The organism is Neobacillus sp. plas4 (genome assembly GCF_057221695.1).
The window spans coordinates 2,185,069-2,204,568 of sequence record NZ_CM170152.1 but is presented as its reverse complement, the minus strand read 5'-3'; the positions used below and the strand labels follow the sequence as shown (position 1 = coordinate 2,204,568).

The window sequence follows — 19,500 nt, the reverse complement described above, 5'->3', positions numbered from 1 at the left end:
TTATAAAAATTAAAACGATTGTTATCTTGCTTCTAGATTAGTTATCCCCTAAAAAGGTAAATAACATGATAGAATTTGGTAATGAAATCGGTGAAAGGAGTAATAATTTGGTTCTACAATTAAAGAATATTTCATTAAAAAGAGGAGAAAAGTGGATTTTAAAGGATCTTAATTGGAAGGTTGAAAAAGGACAGAACTGGGTTTTATTCGGGCTAAATGGCGCTGGGAAAACGTCTCTCTTAAATTTACTTAATGCCTTTTATTTCCCCACAAAGGGAGAAATCAGTGTACTAGGAATGGAATTTGGAAAAACATACCTTGCTGAACGACTTCGGAAGCAAATTGGTTTTGTTTCATCGTCTTTACAGGAAAAATTCCATCGGGATGATAATGCTTTCGAGGTTGTGTTGAGTGGAGCATTTGCTTCTATCGGTCTTTATGAAACACCTTCTGAAACAATAAAGGAAAAGGCAGTTAGCTTACTCGAAAGGCTTGGATGCCTCGATTATGCCAACCGAGAGTATGAAACACTTTCGCAAGGAGAGAAACAACGGGTACAGATTGCTCGTGCTTTAATGGCTGACCCTCCATTGCTTATCCTCGACGAACCTACATATGGATTAGATTTTATCGCACGGGAGAAATTATTAGACTCCATTGAAGAAATCGCAAAAGATCCGAATGCACCTACCATGATTTATGTCACCCACCATGTAGAAGAGATTTTACCTGTATTCAAGAAAACATTATTACTTAAAGACGGACAAGTCTTTGCTTCCGGAGATACAAATGATTTAATTTCAAGTGAGCAGCTCTCCCACTTTTTTGAACTTCCTGTACGTGTAATATGGACCAATAATCGGCCATTGCTATCCAAAGTCCAGATGGTCAAAAATTAATATAAATAAGCAGCGTATCAACCTTAATTTTAATTAAGTTACACGCTGCTTTTTTTATATTTTGTATTTTCAGAAAAAGGATTGACAAAGAGTTAATGAACCTTTTATACTTTAATTGTTAACCAACACATAAAATAAGTTAACTTAAAATTAACTGGGGGGATACCAATGCTTCAATCACACAATCAACTAAAAATGTGGATTACCAGTGCTTTATTTGCTGCCATTATCGGTATTTTAGCACAAGTTACAATCCCATTGCCACTAGTACCGATTACAGGACAAACACTTGCAGTTGGTTTAGCTGCTACCATTTTAGGCTCACGATATGGCACTCTTTCTGTTATTTTTTACGGCTTAATTGGCGCTATCGGAATACCTGTATTCAGTGGAATGTCAGGCGGACTCGGGGTTATCATCGGTCCTACTGGAGGATTTATCATTGGATTCATCCCGGCGGCATTTTTAACAGGGCTTTATTTAGAAAAAACTAGCTTTACTGTTATCAATGCTATGATTGCAAATACAATCGGTATGCTTGTTACTCTTTCATTTGGTACTGTTTGGCTAAAACTTGCAATTGATACGACTTGGGCGGGGGCTTTTGCAGCAGGATTTTTCCCTTTTATAATTGTAGGGTTAATTAAAGCATTTTTAGCTTCATGGATTGGTATAACTGTCTACAAAAGACTGGTTTCAGCAAAGTTGTTATCGTCTCCTCAGCATGTTTCTAATTAAACCAAAAAGGTAGAAACCATATTTTTTAGGGTTTCTACCTTTTTTATTTTGTTTATTAATAACTTATTCAATAATCCGGACAACTTTACCAGCAAAGTTGTTTGCCCAATAACCGCTGGACATATTAGCAACAGCAACACCGGTAGAACTTTGTGAGCCGATGAACTTGCCCCCGCCTAAATAAATTCCAACATGGCCATCCGTTTTATAAGTATTAAAGAATACTAAATCACCGGGGCGCATTTCACTTGTTGAAACTTTACGGCCATCATTTTTTAATGAATCTGTGCTTGCTCCAACACTAATTCCCGCTTGAGCAAAAGCCCAATGAACAAATCCAGAGCAATCAAATCTTCCATTCGCTACATCATAAGCCGTTCTTCCGCCACCAAAGACATAAACAGAGTTTCCGATATATCTATTGCCGACTGTAGTAACGATACTAACTGCTCCTCTTCCTTGAACTGGTGCAGCAGGAATGTAACTTGATGTTGTAGTTGAACTTTTTGTGCTAGTAGGACTGGTTGTACTAGCAGGACTTTTTGTACTAGTAGAACTTCCTGTAGTGGTAGCTACTAGGGGTACTAGATTAGCAGCCAATTGTGCTTCTTGCGATGCAAGGCTACTATCTTGTTGTTGTAGATCGGCTTTAGAAGCAAGCCCTGCTGCTTCTTTCTGCTTAAGCTCTTCTCTTAATAACTCGTTTTGCTGGTGCTGCTCAGTAATCTGAGCACGCATTCCATCTAGCTCCGTTTTCATATTGGTTAATTCAACTAGTTTTGTTTGTATAGAAGCTTGCTTCTCTTCGACAACTTTCTTATCAGCCTCAAACTTGTCCATGAGATCCTTATCAGCATTCATAAAGGTAACAACAGCTCCAACACGATCAACAAAATCACTAAAACTTGTTGAACCAAGTACGACTTCTAGATACTTAACTTCTCCCCCAGTTACTTGGTAGGACCGTGCTCGTTCTTTTAATATCTCATTTCTCTTTGCTATTGCTTCTTTTAAACTAGCAACCTCTTCCTCGAGCTTTTGAATCTCAAGATTAGCTGCAGCGATATCAGACTCAGTTTTAACAATCATGTTTTGATTATCTATTATTGCTTGTTCAGCACGTTTTAATTGTTCATTCAACTTTAAAAGTTCATCCTGAACCAAACGGATTGCTTCATTCGTCTCATTTATATTTGCTTGAATACTAGAACGCTGTGATTGTATGTTAGAAATTGTATCTGCCTTTACGTTTGGAGGTGCAAAAACACTTCCCAGTCCAAGCGTCATTGTAATATTGAGGACTACAAACTTCTTTTTCATTATTGGTTCCTGCTTTCATTTTCGTTCTATGTATCAAAATACATCTATTATTAATCTACTTTTCATAATGAAAGTCGTCATAAGCTTTGAAAACATTTTCATTGTATAATTTGAAGTATAACAGCGAATTTTGTCATTTAGGTAATAAAAATATTACAATTATATTTCAATCACAACAAAATACGACATTTTCACTAATTTTTCACATTTATACTACGTTTTTCGGAATAAAACATTAACTCTAGAAATATTTAAATATGTGCATGGGTATCTTATTGGATGATAGAAAAGCCCCGGAGGTGTCGCCTTTGTCAAAGTTTGAACCTACACTATGGCCAGAAGAACCAATCCCAAAGTGTGTAGAAGACTGCCGAGAATGTGGTCTTTATAAACACGGAACAAGAATGATTTGGGGAGAGGGAAACCCAGAAGCACCGATTATGATTATCCTTGATAACCCAGGTGCCCGCGAAGATTGTGATGGCAACCTGTTTGTTTGTGGAACAAGGCAAACCTTACAGCAAGCAGCTAATGAGGTAGGATTATCAGTTAATGACTTATATATCACCTACATATTAAAAAGAAGGCCCACCCGTGCCTACGAAAAGGAAACGGTTAGAAACATTTGTATGAACCATCTAGAGGACCAGCTTCAAGTTAAGAAACCGAATGTAGTATTTTGCCTTGGAAACGTTGCGATACAATCGTTCTTTCAAAATCCCGATGTAGATGTAAAGTCTTTACGTGGGACCGTCCAAGAGGTGAGAGGTTTTCGAACTTTAGTTGCCTATCATCCATTAGCGGTAAGGCGCCGCCCAAACTTATGGCTACTCTTTATTAATGACTGGACGGAACTTGCCGAACTTTATCGCAGCTATCATCACTTAAGTTAAAATCAATAGGTTTGGGAGATGATCTAATAATGGAGGGCAATTAATGATTGTTTATCATGGTTCTGTAAGAAAATTTGATCAGTTTAATAAAGAAAATGTTGTTCAAAACCTAAGTAACGAAATCAGTACTATTGGATTTTGGTTTACTTCTGATATTGAGTCTGCCAAGCCTTTTGCAATTGGGAGCGAAACGGTTATCGAGAAATCTGAAAATGAGTACTGGGAGGATGGAGAACCAAAGGTAGTGCAATTGGAAAGGCTAGTTCGTGGCTATATCTATAAAGTATATATTGATGAGCCAAATCTTAAGATTTACGAATTTAATTCAGAGGATTCATATGATTTGTTTATGGCAGAACGCGACAAATTTTGTGATTATTTGGGAGCAAAAAAAAGAAACCTTACCTGGAAGGATAATGCTCTTCTATTAAATAAAGAAGAAGCCAATACAGCATTTCGAAGAAGTCTTATTAATCAGGGTTACGAAGGTTTAATGCTACGAAACACTAAACTTCATGGCAGCATTACAGACTTGTATTGCATGTTTTCGGAAGAATCTCTCCAAATTGCAGATGTCTTTTCTTTAGATGTTTTGGACAATAAATCACTAAATGAGCACACCTAATTTGATAAATGATTAATCCATAAGCTTACGGGTAATAATCATCCTTGTTACATGCATCTCCTAAAAAAAACCGACCTTTTCTTATACCAAGGTCGGTTTATCAATAGCCCTTAGATCCAGTGACAGCAAAGCTTCCTCCTCAACGCCAGCTAGATACAAAAAACCGTTATACTCAGCTACACCTGTAACCCCGTGATAGTTAGATAGAGTGTCCTGCAAATCCAAAAGAACATTCCCATTTTCGTCAAACAACATTGCCCAAGTAGTTCTGACACCGGCAGGCTGCCAACGGTCAGGGATTCTCCAAATAAGTTGGCGAATGAAAGTTGGTGCTTTACCAAGTGAGTCTAGCAACTTATTACGTGGAGTAACCATCGCAACCCAAAACTTCCCATCTTGTAAACGAGAGACATTGTCGGGGAAACCAGGTAAGTTACCAGCAATTATCTCTCTCTTTCCTGCATGTGGTCCGCGAATCCAATAACGGTTAAGTCGGTAACCATCCGTTTCGGCAAAGAGGATGGCTGATTGATCACCTGATATAGTAACTCCATTAGCAAAATGCAGCTGGTCAAGGATTACCTCTACACGGCCATCAGGGTCACGTCTAAACAGGCGTCCGGAAGGCCTGTGCTCGTACAGAGCACCCATATACTGCTCAAAATCGTATCTGTTAGTGGATTCGGTAAACCAAATCGTTCCATCACTAGCAGCTGATGCATTTGAGCAAAAACGCAGCGGTAGATGATCAACGTATTGAACCAAAGTCTCAAGTTTACCAGTTTCTATATCTAGACGGAGCAGACCCTTATGAGCGTCGCAGATAAGTAAACGCCCGTCTGGCAGTACTTCAAGACCAAGAGGACGGCCACCCGTATTCCCTACCGTTTCCTCTGAACCGTGCTCGGGATCTATCCTTAGTATACGTCCCCCTTTGACACCACATAATAGGCGGCCTTCGGCATCCACAACCACATCCTCTGGTCCATACCCGCTAATCGGGATTAACCGAGAAGGCGGGAACGGTGTGGTTCCTTTCTTAAGAGAGGCACGCGCGGGTGCAGGTGGGAGTTCACGTTTAACCGGTTCTAAACGAGGCTTCTGCTCTGGTTTTACTTGAGGGAGAGAAGGTCTTCCATCTATTGTAAAAATATATGTCTGGTAAACTGAATGAGCAAGTATCGCCTCACAATGCAGGCTCTGTGCATTCCATGTCGCAGCCAGACCAGGTGATATGATAGACTGTTGTAACTTATTCCTGTCGCAAGCACCTAGAACGAGCAAGGCGTGATAGTTACCTATCGATTTAGTTTCTTCCCTTTCCGGCAGTAATACCTGGTATCGAACTTCAGATAATAATTGTGTCTTTACTAGCGCCGGGACCAAAATATTTTTGATAAAATTTTCGAAGTCACTTATCGCGATATCTGCTTTTCGCCGAATCAGCACGACTGTACGAAAGCCCACCTTATTACTGCTATTAGAATACTGCAGCCAATGGTTGTCTTTATCACTAGCTATGCAATGATAAGTCTCCTTAAAGACATGTGACTCATACGCCTTCATCTGTTTTAGTTTAAAAGGGTAAGCACCTTTCAATAAAAACTCCTCTATCCCATCGATTCTGTAATAGGATTCGTCAATTGTTGTGTTCACACCTTGTAATGTTGGCCATAATCCTTTACTATTCAAATCAAAATGGTGCTGTCGATACTCCTGAATCCCCTTAAGCCGGGCCATCACCTGTGCATGGGAGCCAAGTAAATACTTAAGACCTTGTTCACGCGGATGATTGTCCCGTAACCAAAAGACCATTGAAGAAGCGGATAAACGTTGCACTACTAATCCTTCCCCCTTTCTAGCCCGGTTGATTTTTAATTTCTTTAACTAATTTCATCTTATGCTTCAAATAACCCCAACATTTTATCCTACAACATTTAACAGAAAAAACACCATTATCAAGCTGATTTTTTCGATGAAGGACAAATCTTGATTAATTTTCATAGGTTTTGTCCTTCATAACGCTTAAGAAAGATAAATGTCTAAATTCTTCAAATAATCATGGACTATAGATTAAAAAAGTAATTTCGAGAGATAAACGACAACCGCAACAGTCACACTGCTTAAGATAGTAGTCAGCAGGACAGCTTGTGAAGCATATTCTGGATAATTATTATACTCGAGAGCCAGTAGTGCACTATTTCTTGAAGTAGGAAACGAGCTTGCAATGAATAGTGCCTGTGCCGTTATGCCTGTTAATCCAAGAATATTTATAACCAACAACCCTATAAGAGGAGAAATTATCAGCCTCCCGATTACAATCCAAACAATTGGTCTAGAAATTCTTGTAATCTTTAAAAATGCTACTTGTGCTCCGAGTGTTACTAGGGCAACTGCCAGAAATGCATTTGAGGAATTTTTAATTGGCCTCCAAATAAATTCAGGAATTTCAATATGGAAGTATTTTAACAATATGGAAAATAATAAAGCATAAATAACCGGAAGGCGCATAATTTTTCGTAAGATATCTCTACCGCTACTCTGGGCAGAGACACTGTTGAAAAAACCATATGTGAACGTAAGGAGATTTTGAAAAATTACCACTATAATCTGGATCGACATACCTGCAGGATTAGCAGCAAAAACTAGTTCACTTACAGGGAGACCATAATTACCAGAATTGCTCAAAACCATGCTATTTTTAAAAGTAGCTGACAATTTACGGTCAAACCTGTTTGCTCTTGCAATTAACATGCTAGTTAGGATAAGGACAATATTAAAAAGCAGTAAAAATAGTAACGTTTGGCTAATTAACCCACTTGACATCTTGCTCTCATATATATTTACAAAGCAAACAGCAGGCAATAAGAAATACACCGTCAATGTTGACAGTGTAGATAAATCAAGTCTAATGAAATGCTGAAGTAAAGCACCTGCCCCTATTAACACCAATATCGGAAAAATAATATCAAGCAATATATGATACAAAATACTCATTCAACTTACCTTCTTTCTATAATGAAAAAAGGGAAAATGCAGTTTATTACTAAATAAATTGCATTTTCCTAATTATTACACTATCTAATCATTAAAATAAATAACCTCTGAAAGAATCTTACAGCCTGTAACCTTTTTAAAAGCCTCTTTAGCTTCTTTTTCAGAATTAAATTCAAACATTGAAATATTGTTTCCCTTTGAATAGACAGTGATTATCCACATAAACATTCATCCCCCATTGATTTTCCTTTGTTTTACATTTAATTAAGAAGGAATAATTGACAATATAATTGCAACAATTATCATAACCAAAGTCGAACCGCAAGCCCATTTAAGGAATGTCCGTTGTAAGTCCCCAAAATCTTCTCCCACCATACCGACTAATAAGTACGTTGAAGGTACAAGAGGGCTTAATAAATGGACAGGCTGCCCCAGCAATGAGGCACGCCCGATAAACTCGGGGTCAATTCCATATACACTTGCTGCTTTAGCAAGCAAAGGTAAAACACCATAGTAAAAGGCATCATTAGACATAAAGAATGTTAAAGGTGCACTAATAATCGCAGTGATAAGTGCAAATTGGGAACCAAGAACATCAGGTATATAGGAAATCATGGAGCTTGCCATGGCATCGACCATTTTCGTACCAGTCAGAATACCTGTAAAGATCCCTGCAGCAAAAACCATAGAAACTACCGATAAAGCATTATCTGCATAATTAACAATTCGTTCTCTTTGGTCACTAATTTTTGGATAATTAATCGTAATAGCCAATGCAAATCCAATCATAAACAAAACAGTTGCTGGAAGAAGCTCATTGACTAGTGCTACCAATAAAATAATCGTTAGAAAATAGTTTACTAGTATTAACTTCGGTCTTTTAAGATAAGCAGCTTCTGAAGTAGCAGCCACCTCAGCATTAATGCTGAAATCAACCTTCAGGATACCAATCCGTTTCCGTTCTTTTCTTCCTAGGCAGTAGGCCATGAACAAAACAAACGCCACTCCACCCAGCATGCTAGGAATAACTGGAATAAAAATATCTGACATCTCAAGATGTAAGGCGGTCATTGCTCTTGCAGTAGGTCCACCCCATGGAAGAAGGTTCATGACACCTGAAGCAGAAACTGCAATTCCAGCTAGTATTAAAGGTTTCATGCCAATCCGTTTATACAATGGCAGCATGGCAGAAATCGTAATCATGTATGTAGTTGTCCCATCTCCGTCAAGAGATATCAAAAGCGCAAGAACTGCGGTTCCAATTGCTATTTTTACCGGATCTCCCTTTACAACCTTTAAAATAGTGGAAATTATCGGATCAAATACTCCTGCATCAATCATAATACCGAAGAAGAGAATAGCGAAAAGGATCATAATACCCGTTGGGGCAACACTTTTTATTCCTTCAAGCGCCATTGGACCCATTTTGTTTCCAAATCCGCCAATTAATGCAAAAATAACCGGAATAACGATAAGTGCAATCATCGCGGGTAGGCGTCTGGTCATAATTAAAATCATAAATGTAAGTATCATCAAAAAACCTAATAATGCTAGCATCATTCTCACCCCTTTTGTTTGTAAATTAAATATAATCGAAATATTCAGTTGTGAAAACGTTGCCAAAATAAAGTTATTATCGTAAATTAAATTGATTTTGTACTTTTTGTTCATGTGAGTATGATTTTCCCAAACTTCAATATAAAAACAAAAAAAAGAGGCAGGCAGTGTTTTGCCATCCTCTATAATGGGTAATACTTCCTTTCCGGTCTTCCAACAATGCCATATACTACTTCTGCTTTAACTTCCTGTTTAGAAGAGAGATATTCCAAATATCTGCGTGCTGTGATTCGGGAAGCCCCAATTTTCTTCCCTACCTCCTCTGCTGAAAGTCCCTCTCTTCTTTCAGTGATTACACCCTTAATTTTTCCTAAGGTGATTTCATCAATACCTTTTGGTAACCCCGTGGTCTTTACTGCTCCTACGCTTTTATCTTTACGAAAAAAGAGGTCAACATAATCTTGATTTACTTCTTTCGTGGTTGAAAGAAGCGAGCGTTTTTTTATATACTCCTGAATGACGTCATCAAACCGTTCCATACTTACAGGTTTGATCAGATAATTCTCCACCCCATAGCTTAAAGATTTTTCTAGAAAAGCTTTATCCGTTGCAGCCGTTATCATAATTATATTAACTTTGGGAAACGTTTCACGAATGATAGGGAGAAGATCCGAACCTAGCATATCCGGCATATACACATCTAGCAGGAGCAAATCGGGAGTTTTCTGCTCCAATAATTGCAGTGTCTCCTCACCTCTTAATGCTTTTCCAACCACCTGTATATCTTTAAACTTATTCAGAAACTTTTCATGTATATCAGCGATTCTAAAATCGTCTTCTGCAATAGCCACTTTTATTCTATTCAATATTCTCAACCCCTTGCACTTTCTTCGGCAGGTAAACAGTAAAAACAGTCCCACCATTCTGGCTGCTTTGTACTTCGATCATACCATTCAATTCCTTTACAGCCTCTTCTGCGTTCGATAAGCCAAACCCCCTTGGTTCATTACTGTTTTTGGAGGAATAACCCCGTTCAAATAGAAGGAATGGTTCTACTTCCCCTATTCCTTTACCGTTATCAGAGACTTCAAAGATGATATCATTTCCGATGTCCGTTACAAAGAAACTAACGGTTGGAGTTTTACCATCATAGACAGCTTCAATGGCATTATCAATTAAGTTTCCAAGGATTACGATTAAGTTAGAGAGTGTAATATGGGGTGGTAGTATGTCTAAAAAGCTATCTGCATTTATTTCAAACTTTATCTTCTTTTCTGATGCTATTCCTATTTTCCCTAATAATATCGCCTGAACTTTAGTATCCTTAATCTGGTTAAAAACGACTGAATGCTGGAATTGTAATGTTTGTGTTTCGCTTTGTATCATATCGACCGCCTCATTATATTCTCCGAGTTGAAGTAAACCCATTAATACATACAACTTATTGGTAAATTCATGTGTTTGGGCACGGAGGTCCTCCGAATATCGTTTTACCTCTGAGATTGTATTTAACATCTGATTAATTTCTGTTTTATCACGGAAAGAAGCGACAACTCCCTTAACACCAGTATTATCATAAATGGGGCTGCTATTTACAATCACTGTTTTATCTTTCCAAACCATTTCTTTATCAATTTGGGATTTTCCTGATTTTAATACTTCATACAAATAGTTTGAAGGAAACAGTCCATCCACTTTCCTATTTCTCACTGTTCCTTTAATATCGAGAAGTCTCTTCGCCTGTTGATTCATTGTCGTAATGTTACCTTTGTTATCAATTGCTAGGATACCTTCTTTTACAGCATGTAGGATAGCGTTTTTCTCCTTATAAAGATTGGCAATTTCATATGGTTCGAGGCCAAGTGTATCCTTACGAATGTTTCTCCCAAGCAAAATGCTTCCTACGAGGGAAATTAACAGAGCAAAGAAAGATACGATAAGTACACGGAAAATTTTATTCATAATTTGCTCATGAACATCTTCAAGAAGAAAACCTACAGAAACAATCCCGATAATTTCCCCTTGTTCATTTAAAATAGGGGATTTTCCTCTGATAGATGGTCCGAGTGAGCCCGCAGCCTTAGAGACATAATATTCTCCTTTTATTAAGGCCCTATCATTATCTCCACCCGTCATTTTCTGCCCAATCATTGCTGGAATTGGATGGGAAAATCTAATCCCATCTTTATTACCAATAACGACAAATTCAGCCCCTGTTTCTGTGCGAATCTTTTCGGAAAGGGGTTGTATAGTTTTAGAAGGATCACTCATTTCAAAAGCATTAATGATATCAGGGATAAAGGATATCGTTTTCGATATTTCTAGTGCTAACCTACCTCTATTTTCCTCGATTTGTTTCCCTTCCATATAACTATAAAAACCTGTCATTAACAGGATCAATAACAAACCTAGTGAAAGAACCAGCCCGAATATTTTTGTCTGCAGCGATACCTTGATAGATTTCAGGCTGAACACCTCCTACATAAAATTCATTATTGTAATATATTTTTTATATACTACTGGTTACCACATAAACCCGCTCTGGCCGTCCTACTGTTCCATACGATAAATCAGCATCAATTTTTTCCATCGAAACTAAATGTTCAAGGTAACGTCTTGCGGTTGTTCTGCTAATCCCAATTTCTTTGGCCACACGTTCAGCTGTCAGACCCATTCCTGTATTACCTAGAACCTCGACGACTTTTTCAAGCGTCAGCGGGTCAATCCCTTTAGGCAGGTAAGATTTTTCACTAACAGCTTCATCTACTTCTCTTCGTAATAGCTTGTCTACCTGCTGCTGGGTAACATGGATATTTTCTACCCCTAGTTTTGATAGTTTAGCATGATAATCCTGATATCTTAGCAATGATTGCTTAAAACGGTCAAAAACGACTGGTTTAATAATATAATCGAAGACACCTATACTGATTGCCTCTTGCACTTTATGTATTTCTTTTGTTGCTGTAATCATAATAACATCCATTTGTTTCGTTTTCTGTTTGGTTTCTTTAAGTAAGTCAAGCCCATTCATATCGGGAAAATAAACATCGAGCAAGAGCAAATCCGGCTTCAATATATCTATTAATGTTTTAGCTTCTATATAACTCGCAGCAATCCCAACCGTTTGGAAGCCTTTTATTTGTTCTATAAACCGTTTTTGAATTTCAGCTATCCTTGAGTCATCCTCAACAATTAACACTTCGATATCGCGGTCCCCCATCCTTTACTTCCCCCTTGATTTTTGGTATTGCTACAGTGAAAATCGTTCCTTCCCCGACATTAGAAGAAACTGTGATCGAACCACCTAAACTATCAATCGCGTTTTGTACGAGACTAAGTCCAATTCCTGCATTAGACTTGGCATTCTTTGTTGAAAATCCCTCTTTAAAGATCTGATCGTGATTTTTTCGATCAATCCCTTTTCCATTATCCTCAACCTCAATAATCAAATCTTTACCTAAATCTGTTAAGAACAACAAAACTCTTTTTACCTCTTTTTCATTTTCCCTCACAGCATCAAAAGCATTATTGATGAGATTTCCAATAATCGTAACCAATACATCTCTACTAATCTCATTCGGAATGTCCTTAAAGCTGCTCTCTCTGTCTATTAAAAAATTTACTTTTAATTCGCTGGCTAAACTAATCTTTCCTAAAATAAATCCAGCTATAATTGGATCTGGAATTTCCTTCATTAAATAGTGGATGAATCCTTGGGCAACATCCACTTCTTTTGAGATAAAGTCAATGGCTTCTTTATAAGACCCCAGTTGAATCAGACCAAGAAGCGTATAAAGGCGATTTGAATATTCGTGAGTTTGTGCACGTAATCCTTCAGCATAGGATCTTACATGGGACAATTCTTGCAATAATTGGGTAAGCTCCGACTTATTACGGAAGCTGGCAACTGCACCAATGACATTGCCTTTTTTATTATTAATAGGGATACGATTTACTAAATATATCTCCCCCAAAATGATCGTTTCCTTATCATACTCTGCCTGTCCCGTTCGAACCACTTTATTTAGATGGGTATTATCAAGTACCTCTTCGATTTTCTTTCCACGCAGCAGTATTTCATTTGGGACGCCCAAAATCTTATGAGCCGTTTCGTTCACTACCGTTATTTGTCCATTGGTATCAATGGCAATAATCCCTTCATGAATAGACTCTAGAATGGCATGTTTCTCCTGATACATCCAGGCTATTTCTTTTGGTTCCAGTCCAAATATTGCTTTTTTTATATTTAAAGAGATAAAAATGGCAGCTAGCAATCCTCCTATTAAAATAAGAAAGGTAGCAGCTAAGATTTGCTTCTGAATCTTTGAAACTTTCTTTTCAATATTGGTCTGAAGATACCCGACTGAAACAACGCCAATTACTTCTCCCTGGCGAAAGATAGGTGCTTTTCCTCTTAATGATGGACCAAGTGTCCCTGTAGATGCTGAGATTACAGATTCACCTTTAAAAACACGAATATTATCTCCCCCAACCATTTTCTGTCCTATCCGATTCGGATTAGGGTGAGTATAGCGGATTTCATTCCTGTTCCCAATCACAATAAATTCCGCCCCTACTTGTTTACGAATGGCTTCTGCAATCGGTTGCAAGACTGATTGTGGTTTGTCCGCTTGAAAAGCCTGTTGTATTTCTGGCATATTCGCAATCGTTTGGGCAACAGATAATGCTTTAGAACCAATTTCTTCTTTAAGGTGGGTTTCCATCATATTTTTAAATGTAATCTCAAAAATCCCGCCAATTGAGATTATTAAAATGGATATTACTAGCATTAATTTTGTATGTAATAGCATGCAAACACCTCTATGCATATTATAATAAAAAAACTCCTTAAAAAAAGGAGTTTTCGAATTATTTAAAATAATTATCCTTCGATATTAATGATTACTACTTTTCCTCGTTTTTTTAGCAAAAGTGGTATGACAAGCCAAAGAAGGGTAATAAGGATAAAAACCAGCGAAATCGGTCGTGTTAAAAATATACTGAAGTCGCCATTAGAAATCGTTAACGCACGTCGTAAGTTATTCTCAACCATCGGCCCTAAAACCAATCCGAGAACTAGCGGGGCAATAGGATAATCATTCTTGGTTAAAAAATAACCAATGATACCGCAACCCAATAAAAGCAAGAGGTCATAAGTGGATACTTGAACTGCATAGACACCAAAAATTGAAATGGCTATGATCATAGGAATCAAAAATTTCTTCGGTGTTTGAATAATTTTTGCAAACACTCTTACAAGTGGAAGATTTAGAATTAATAGCATAATATTACCGATAAACATACTAGCAATCAGTCCCCAAGCTACCTGAGGATGGTCCTCAAATAATAATGGACCTGGCTGGACATTATACATCATTAACGCTCCCATTAATATTGCTGTTGTTCCTGACCCCGGAATCCCTAATGTTAAAAGTGGTATCATCGCACCGCCAGATGCAGCGTTATTGGCCGATTCTGGTGCCGCAACACCTGCAATAGCTCCAGTACCAAATTTCGATGGATCTTTTGATACCTTTTTTTCAAGAATATAGGAGAAAAAAGAAGCAAGAGTTGCTCCGGCACCTGGTAAAATTCCTACGAAAAAACCTAATAATGAGCCACGGACGATGGGAGCTGCAGATTCTTTTAACTCCACTTTTGATGGCAGTAAATTATTAATCTTTGCAATTTCAGCATCTTCCTCATCTTTTTCCAAGATAGTCTTAAACACTTCACCAAGTGCAAACAATCCAACTGCAATGGTTAAAAACTCAATCCCCTGATACAGCCAAGGTACATCAAAGGTAAATCTAGCAATACCTGATACACTGTCAATTCCAATCGTTCCAAGTAATAACCCACAAACCGTCATGATTAATGCTTTCGTTACCGATTTTCCAGCTAGCCCGCTAACTGCTCCGAGCCCTAAAAGCATTAAAGAAAAATATTCGGCTGGTCCAAATTTTATCGCTACAGCTGATAGTGGTTTTGCTAATAGAATTAGCGCTGCAAGTGTAACAATCCCTGCCACGAAAGATCCGATTGCCGCGATCGATAAGGCACTTCCAGCCCTTCCTTTTTTCGCCATCTGGTAACCATCTAAAGTTGTCACAACAGAAGAGGATTCCCCTGGTGTATTTAATAGAATTGAAGTCGTCGAACCCCCATACATCGCCCCATAATAGACTCCGGCAAGTAGGATAATTGCACTCGTTGCTGCTTGTTCCGGAGGAAGTCCGCCTGTAATAGAAGCTGTTACTGGAATTAGCAGGGCTACACCACTCATCGGTCCAATCCCTGGTAACACACCAACAGCGGTTCCAATCAATACCCCAACAAAAGCAAATAAGATATTATACCAAATAAGGGCTGTTCCAAATCCCTGAAGTAAGTAATCGATTGTACTCATGCTTCGATCTCCTTTCTAAAATTCTCTAGTTGCCTACGAAAACCATATTGGCCAGCCTGGAAGCGTACCTTTTAAAATCTCTACGTAAAAGAAATAAACAAATCCTGAAAAGCAGGCAGATATGATAAGGGATTGAACCCACTTTGTACGTTCCATTGTTTGAAAACAAACAAATAAAAATAGAAAGGTAGTGATGACATACCCGATTGTTTCCAACGTCAAAATATAAAACAATGTCGCTATAAAGATGATTAAAAATGGCTTGTACAATAATTTTTCTTTTGAACCCTGTTGATTTTGCTTTTGGAATGTTTCATAAAATAAACGGATACTTAATAATACAAGTATGCTTCCAAGAATTAATGGAAATATATCTGGACCAACAGCACTTCCATAGGACGAGCTTCCAAGCTGCTGGCTACCAATGATAAAAAGAACACCTATCGCGAGAAACAATACGGAGGCAATGCGATCAAATTGAATAATCATTTGAAATCCCCTTTCAAGAAACAATACCGGGAAGGAGAGTTTGTCCCCTTCCCTCACCTTTTACTTCTGCATACCTAATGCTTCTAGTAATTGCTGTACTTGGCTTTCTTGCTCATCTAAGAACTTTGTAAAATCAGCACTATTCTTGTATTCTAATTCCCAGCCTTGTGTCTCTACTTCTTTCTTCCATTCAGGAGAGTTCACGAGCGTTTCAATGGATGTTTCCCAATAAGCTTTTGCCTCTTTTGACATTTTTTCCGGTCCAAAAACTCCGCGCCAAATGGTGAATTCTGCATCCACATCTTGTTCTATTGCCGTTGGCACATCCTTAAAATCGCCAGCTAAACGTTCTTCAGAAGTAATCGCCAGCACACGAATCTTACCCGCCTTTAGAAATTCCTTTACGCTGGAGGCATCAGTACCAATTACATCTGCGTTACCACCAAGAAGTGCTGTAACTGCTTCTCCACCGCCATCATAGGAAACGTATTTCACTTTTGTTGGATCCACTCCATACTTATAAGCTGGAAGAATAGAAATTAAATGGTCCATTGAACCTGGTGCTGAACCTCCAGCAAATGTTAGTTTACTAGGATCCTTTTTTACTTCTTCCAAAACTGACTTTAAGTCTTTAAAAGGGGAATCGGCTTTTACGACTATGGCACCAAAATCTTTTGTCAACTGCGCTAAAGGTGTAGTATTTTTGTAGCCATATGGACTATTTCCTTCTTTTTTCAAATTGTTAATTACAATTGGTGGTGAATTGACAAAGAGCATATCGTTATTTTCAACTTGCTGGGTAGCATATTCAGCCATAAAGACAGCACCGCCGCCACCAGGTTTATTCTCAACCGTTAAAGGCTGTTCTACAATCTTTGTTTCACTTAAAACTTTTGTAAACGAACGGGCGGTTAAATCCCATCCCCCACCTGCTCCAGAAGGTGCTACAACTGTAATTGCTTTTGTAGGATAACCTGTACTTTCTTCCTTCTTGTCTGGGCTTGCTGTTTCTTTGCTGCTGCATGCACCAAGAGTTAGTGCCAATGCCCCAGCACACATAAATGTTGAGATTTTTTTAATAGAAATCATTTGTAATTCCCCCTTGTAAACGTTTTCTTAATTTTATAAAATTTTTGAATATTTTACAGGTTATACATTTAAACAGCATTAAAAACTTAATAATCATTTTGTTCATTTTGTTTACAAGGAAACTCCATAAACTTTTTCTGGAGCAGTAGAAAATAATTTAATAATCTAGCAAAAATAAAAGGATTGAACTGTATGGTACACAGTTCAATCCTCCATTAAATTAATTAACTTCCCATGCCGGGTACACAACAAAAGCCGGCACTTTTTTGCTAGTACCGGACTTTCAAGTTATTACAAATTATTACACACAATGTGCTGTATTTAATTGTTTGACAATGTGAGTACCTTGTTTTTCGTTCATAGCATCTCTTAAACTTTCTGGGTTTGTAATAACTACCCTCTTTCCACCCTTTTCCAAAAAGCTTAGACTGGCTTCAATTTTTGGCAGCATACTTCCTTGTGGAAAGTGGTTTTCAAGAACATATTGTTTTGTCTCTTCTACTGAAATTTTTTCTAGGGCTAATTGATTAGGTTTTCCAAAATTTATACATACTCTAGGAACTCCCGTTGTAATAATTAAAGTCTCAGCATTAACTTGTTCCGCTAACAGACTGGTAGCAAAATCTTTATCAATTACCGCATCAACACCGAAATACTCATTCTCTCTTGTCTTTACAACCGGAATCCCGCCGCCGCCAGCTGCAATCACAACATATCCAGCATTTACTAACGATTTGATTGCTTCTTTTTCAACAATATCAATTGGTTTTGGTGATGGAACCACTCGACGATAACCACGTCCGGAATCTTCTATAAAAATCCATTCAGGATGTTCCATTTTCATTTCTTCAGCTTGTTCTAAAGTAAAGAATGAACCAACCGGTTTAGTTGGATTTTCAAAATTCGGATCATTAATGTCAACTTCAACTTGGGTAATGATTGTTGCAACTTTTTTATTAATACCTCTTTTAGTAAATTCATTTGTTAATGCCTGTTGAATTTGGTATCCAATTCCACCCTGTGTATCTGCTACGCAATTGACAAGTGGCACATCAGGCATACTCGCAATTTCATTTGCAATTTCAGACCTTCTAAGTCCAAATCCAACCTGTGGTCCATTTCCATGTGTTACAACTACATTGTATCCTTCTTGAACCATATCCGCGATGTTAACGGCTGTTTCTTGAACAGCTTCATATTGATCTTGAACAGAGTCGCGACCATTGTCTCGGACTAGAGAGTTCCCACCAATAGCAACAATAACTAATTTCCTCATCGGTTACCCCCCTGTGATTCTAATTGTTTGTTTAACAATTCAAGTGATTGGTTCTTATGCAATTGATATAATGGATTTGTCGGGTCGTTTGCAATCGCATTTTCAATTGCCTCAATCGCTGCTTCATGCTTTCCAAGGGATCTCAAACTGTTTGCCTTATGGAAAGAAAAATCATATCTGTGTGGCTGAAGTGCTAATAGCTTATCCATTTCGGCTACCGCTTCCTCGTGTCTGCCTAGTTCTCTTAGATAATTTGATTTATGGTAACGGTAAAATGTTTCAATAGAATCTAATTCACATGCTTTGTCATATTCAGCTAGTGCTTCTTCAGGTTTTTTCATTAACCTTAAGCAATTTGCGGTATAGAAATAATAATCAAGGTCATTCGGATTAAGGTCTAGCGCTTTTTTATATTCTTCGAGTGCTTCCTCATAACGCTTGAGTTCTTGCAAAGAATAGCCTTTATAGAAATACAAATCTAGATTATTTGGTTCTGTCTCGATAGCTTGATTCATTTCTGAAATTGCTTCTTCATATTTATCATCTAAATATAACGCTTTTGCTTTGTTAATAATTTCATTTTGTTCAACATACTCATTAGTAAGAATCTGTACTACTTTTTCATGCTTCAATTCTTTGGAGTGCTGAAGTGAAGACTTCCCATCTCGATCTGGTAAATTTCTATCAGCTCCTGCTTTTACTAGTAATTCAATGATCATGGAATATAAGCGGCCGCCGTTACCCAAAATTACTGACTCTAAAAGAGCTGACCAGCCTAAATTATTGGCATGATTAACAGGGATACCTGCTTCCAAACATCTTTGTACTGTTTTAAGATAGCCTTTTTCACTAGAAGGTAATAAGGCCGTACCGCCAAATCGGTTTACGCTATTTAAATCTGCGCCATAATGGAGCATTTCGCTTAAAATTTCATGAAAGCCATTGGCACCTGAACAAATAAATGGTGTCAATTGTGTAATATCTCTTGCGTTTACATCACTGCCAGCTATTAATAACAGTTTTACAACTGCAAGCTGATTTTTCTGTGTAGCAGCCATTAAAGCTGTTCGGCCATCTGCGTCTTTTAAAGCAACGTCAGCCCCGTTTTCTAATAATTGTTTTACTGCGTCTATATCTCCACGTTCACTTGCAAAAATTAGCTCCATGTTTTGATTCATCATCATTCTCCCCTTTTAACCATTCATTCG

17 protein-coding genes and 1 pseudogene are annotated in these 19,500 nt (G+C 37.8%); 4 read left to right on the top strand and 14 right to left on the bottom strand.

Annotated elements, in window-relative coordinates; genetic code table 11:
- Positions 1 to 107: 107 nt before the first annotated feature.
- Both AC2TFD_RS10940 and AC2TFD_RS10935 read left to right on the top strand, forming a co-directional pair.
- The gene (locus AC2TFD_RS10940; protein ID WP_335568388.1) at positions 108 to 899 is read left to right on the top strand and encodes an ABC transporter ATP-binding protein; all 792 of its coding nucleotides are present in this window, start codon (positions 108 to 110) and stop codon (positions 897 to 899) included.
- Positions 900 to 1,067: 168 nt separating this feature from the next.
- Positions 1,068 to 1,637, top strand: coding sequence for a biotin transporter BioY (locus tag AC2TFD_RS10935; protein ID WP_335568307.1), 570 nt, complete (start codon positions 1,068 to 1,070; stop codon positions 1,635 to 1,637).
- Positions 1,638 to 1,700: 63 nt separating this feature from the next.
- Here the strand turns inward: AC2TFD_RS10935 and AC2TFD_RS10930 are convergent, their stop codons facing one another.
- Positions 1,701 to 2,957, bottom strand: a complete 1,257-nt coding sequence (locus AC2TFD_RS10930; RefSeq protein WP_335568308.1) for a coiled-coil domain-containing protein — start codon at positions 2,955 to 2,957, stop codon at positions 1,701 to 1,703.
- Positions 2,958 to 3,265: 308 nt separating this feature from the next.
- Between AC2TFD_RS10930 and AC2TFD_RS10925 the strand changes: the two genes are divergently transcribed.
- A complete protein-coding gene (locus AC2TFD_RS10925) occupies positions 3,266 to 3,850 on the top strand; it encodes a uracil-DNA glycosylase (RefSeq protein WP_335568309.1) in 585 nt (194 codons plus the stop codon).
- Positions 3,851 to 3,890: 40 nt separating this feature from the next.
- A pseudogene (locus tag AC2TFD_RS10920) lies at positions 3,891 to 4,475 on the top strand (hypothetical protein); the annotation flags it as partial.
- A gap of 81 nt (positions 4,476 to 4,556) precedes the next feature.
- Here the strand turns inward: AC2TFD_RS10920 and AC2TFD_RS10915 are convergent.
- From AC2TFD_RS10915 to AC2TFD_RS10855, 13 genes are all read right to left on the bottom strand, one after another.
- Positions 4,557 to 6,314 carry an SMP-30/gluconolactonase/LRE family protein gene (locus AC2TFD_RS10915; protein WP_335568310.1) on the bottom strand — a complete coding sequence of 586 codons (1,758 nt, stop codon included), beginning with the start codon at positions 6,312 to 6,314 and terminating at the stop codon, positions 4,557 to 4,559.
- Positions 6,315 to 6,548: 234 nt separating this feature from the next.
- Positions 6,549 to 7,472, bottom strand: a complete 924-nt coding sequence (locus tag AC2TFD_RS10910) for an AEC family transporter (protein ID WP_484675632.1) — start codon at positions 7,470 to 7,472, stop codon at positions 6,549 to 6,551.
- 84 nt (positions 7,473 to 7,556) lie between these two features.
- A complete protein-coding gene (locus tag AC2TFD_RS10905) occupies positions 7,557 to 7,694 on the bottom strand; it encodes a hypothetical protein (RefSeq protein WP_335568312.1) in 138 nt (45 codons plus the stop codon).
- A gap of 42 nt (positions 7,695 to 7,736) precedes the next feature.
- Positions 7,737 to 9,143, bottom strand: a complete 1,407-nt coding sequence (locus AC2TFD_RS10900; RefSeq protein ID WP_335568313.1) for a CitMHS family transporter — start codon at positions 9,141 to 9,143, stop codon at positions 7,737 to 7,739.
- Between the two features lie 68 nt (positions 9,144 to 9,211).
- Positions 9,212 to 9,895 (bottom strand): response regulator, encoded by a 684-nt coding sequence (locus AC2TFD_RS10895; RefSeq protein WP_335568314.1) that lies wholly within the window; start codon positions 9,893 to 9,895, stop codon positions 9,212 to 9,214.
- Positions 9,888 to 11,396, bottom strand: coding sequence for an ATP-binding protein (locus AC2TFD_RS10890; RefSeq protein ID WP_335568315.1), 1,509 nt, complete (start codon positions 11,394 to 11,396; stop codon positions 9,888 to 9,890). The genes AC2TFD_RS10895 and AC2TFD_RS10890 overlap by 8 nt, the downstream gene beginning before the upstream one ends.
- A gap of 142 nt (positions 11,397 to 11,538) precedes the next feature.
- Entirely contained in the window at positions 11,539 to 12,249 is a 711-nt protein-coding gene (locus AC2TFD_RS10885; protein WP_335568316.1) for a response regulator, read from the bottom strand.
- The gene (locus AC2TFD_RS10880) at positions 12,215 to 13,840 is read right to left on the bottom strand and encodes an ATP-binding protein (protein WP_335568317.1); all 1,626 of its coding nucleotides are present in this window, start codon (positions 13,838 to 13,840) and stop codon (positions 12,215 to 12,217) included. The genes AC2TFD_RS10885 and AC2TFD_RS10880 overlap by 35 nt, the downstream gene beginning before the upstream one ends.
- 71 nt (positions 13,841 to 13,911) lie before the next feature.
- Entirely contained in the window at positions 13,912 to 15,438 is a 1,527-nt protein-coding gene (locus tag AC2TFD_RS10875; RefSeq protein WP_335514039.1) for a tripartite tricarboxylate transporter permease, read from the bottom strand.
- A gap of 33 nt (positions 15,439 to 15,471) precedes the next feature.
- A complete protein-coding gene (locus AC2TFD_RS10870; RefSeq protein ID WP_484675631.1) occupies positions 15,472 to 15,927 on the bottom strand; it encodes a tripartite tricarboxylate transporter TctB family protein in 456 nt (151 codons plus the stop codon).
- 60 nt (positions 15,928 to 15,987) lie between these two features.
- Positions 15,988 to 17,016, bottom strand: a complete 1,029-nt coding sequence (locus AC2TFD_RS10865; RefSeq protein WP_335514033.1) for a Bug family tripartite tricarboxylate transporter substrate binding protein — start codon at positions 17,014 to 17,016, stop codon at positions 15,988 to 15,990.
- 301 nt (positions 17,017 to 17,317) lie between these two features.
- Positions 17,318 to 18,292 carry a carbamate kinase gene (gene arcC, locus AC2TFD_RS10860; protein ID WP_335514029.1) on the bottom strand — a complete coding sequence of 325 codons (975 nt, stop codon included), beginning with the start codon at positions 18,290 to 18,292 and terminating at the stop codon, positions 17,318 to 17,320.
- Positions 18,289 to 19,470: a tetratricopeptide repeat protein gene (locus tag AC2TFD_RS10855; protein WP_484675630.1), complete on the bottom strand. Its 1,182-nt coding sequence runs from the start codon at positions 19,468 to 19,470 to the stop codon at positions 18,289 to 18,291. The genes arcC and AC2TFD_RS10855 overlap by 4 nt, the downstream gene beginning before the upstream one ends.
- Between the last annotated feature and the right edge of the window lie 30 nt (positions 19,471 to 19,500).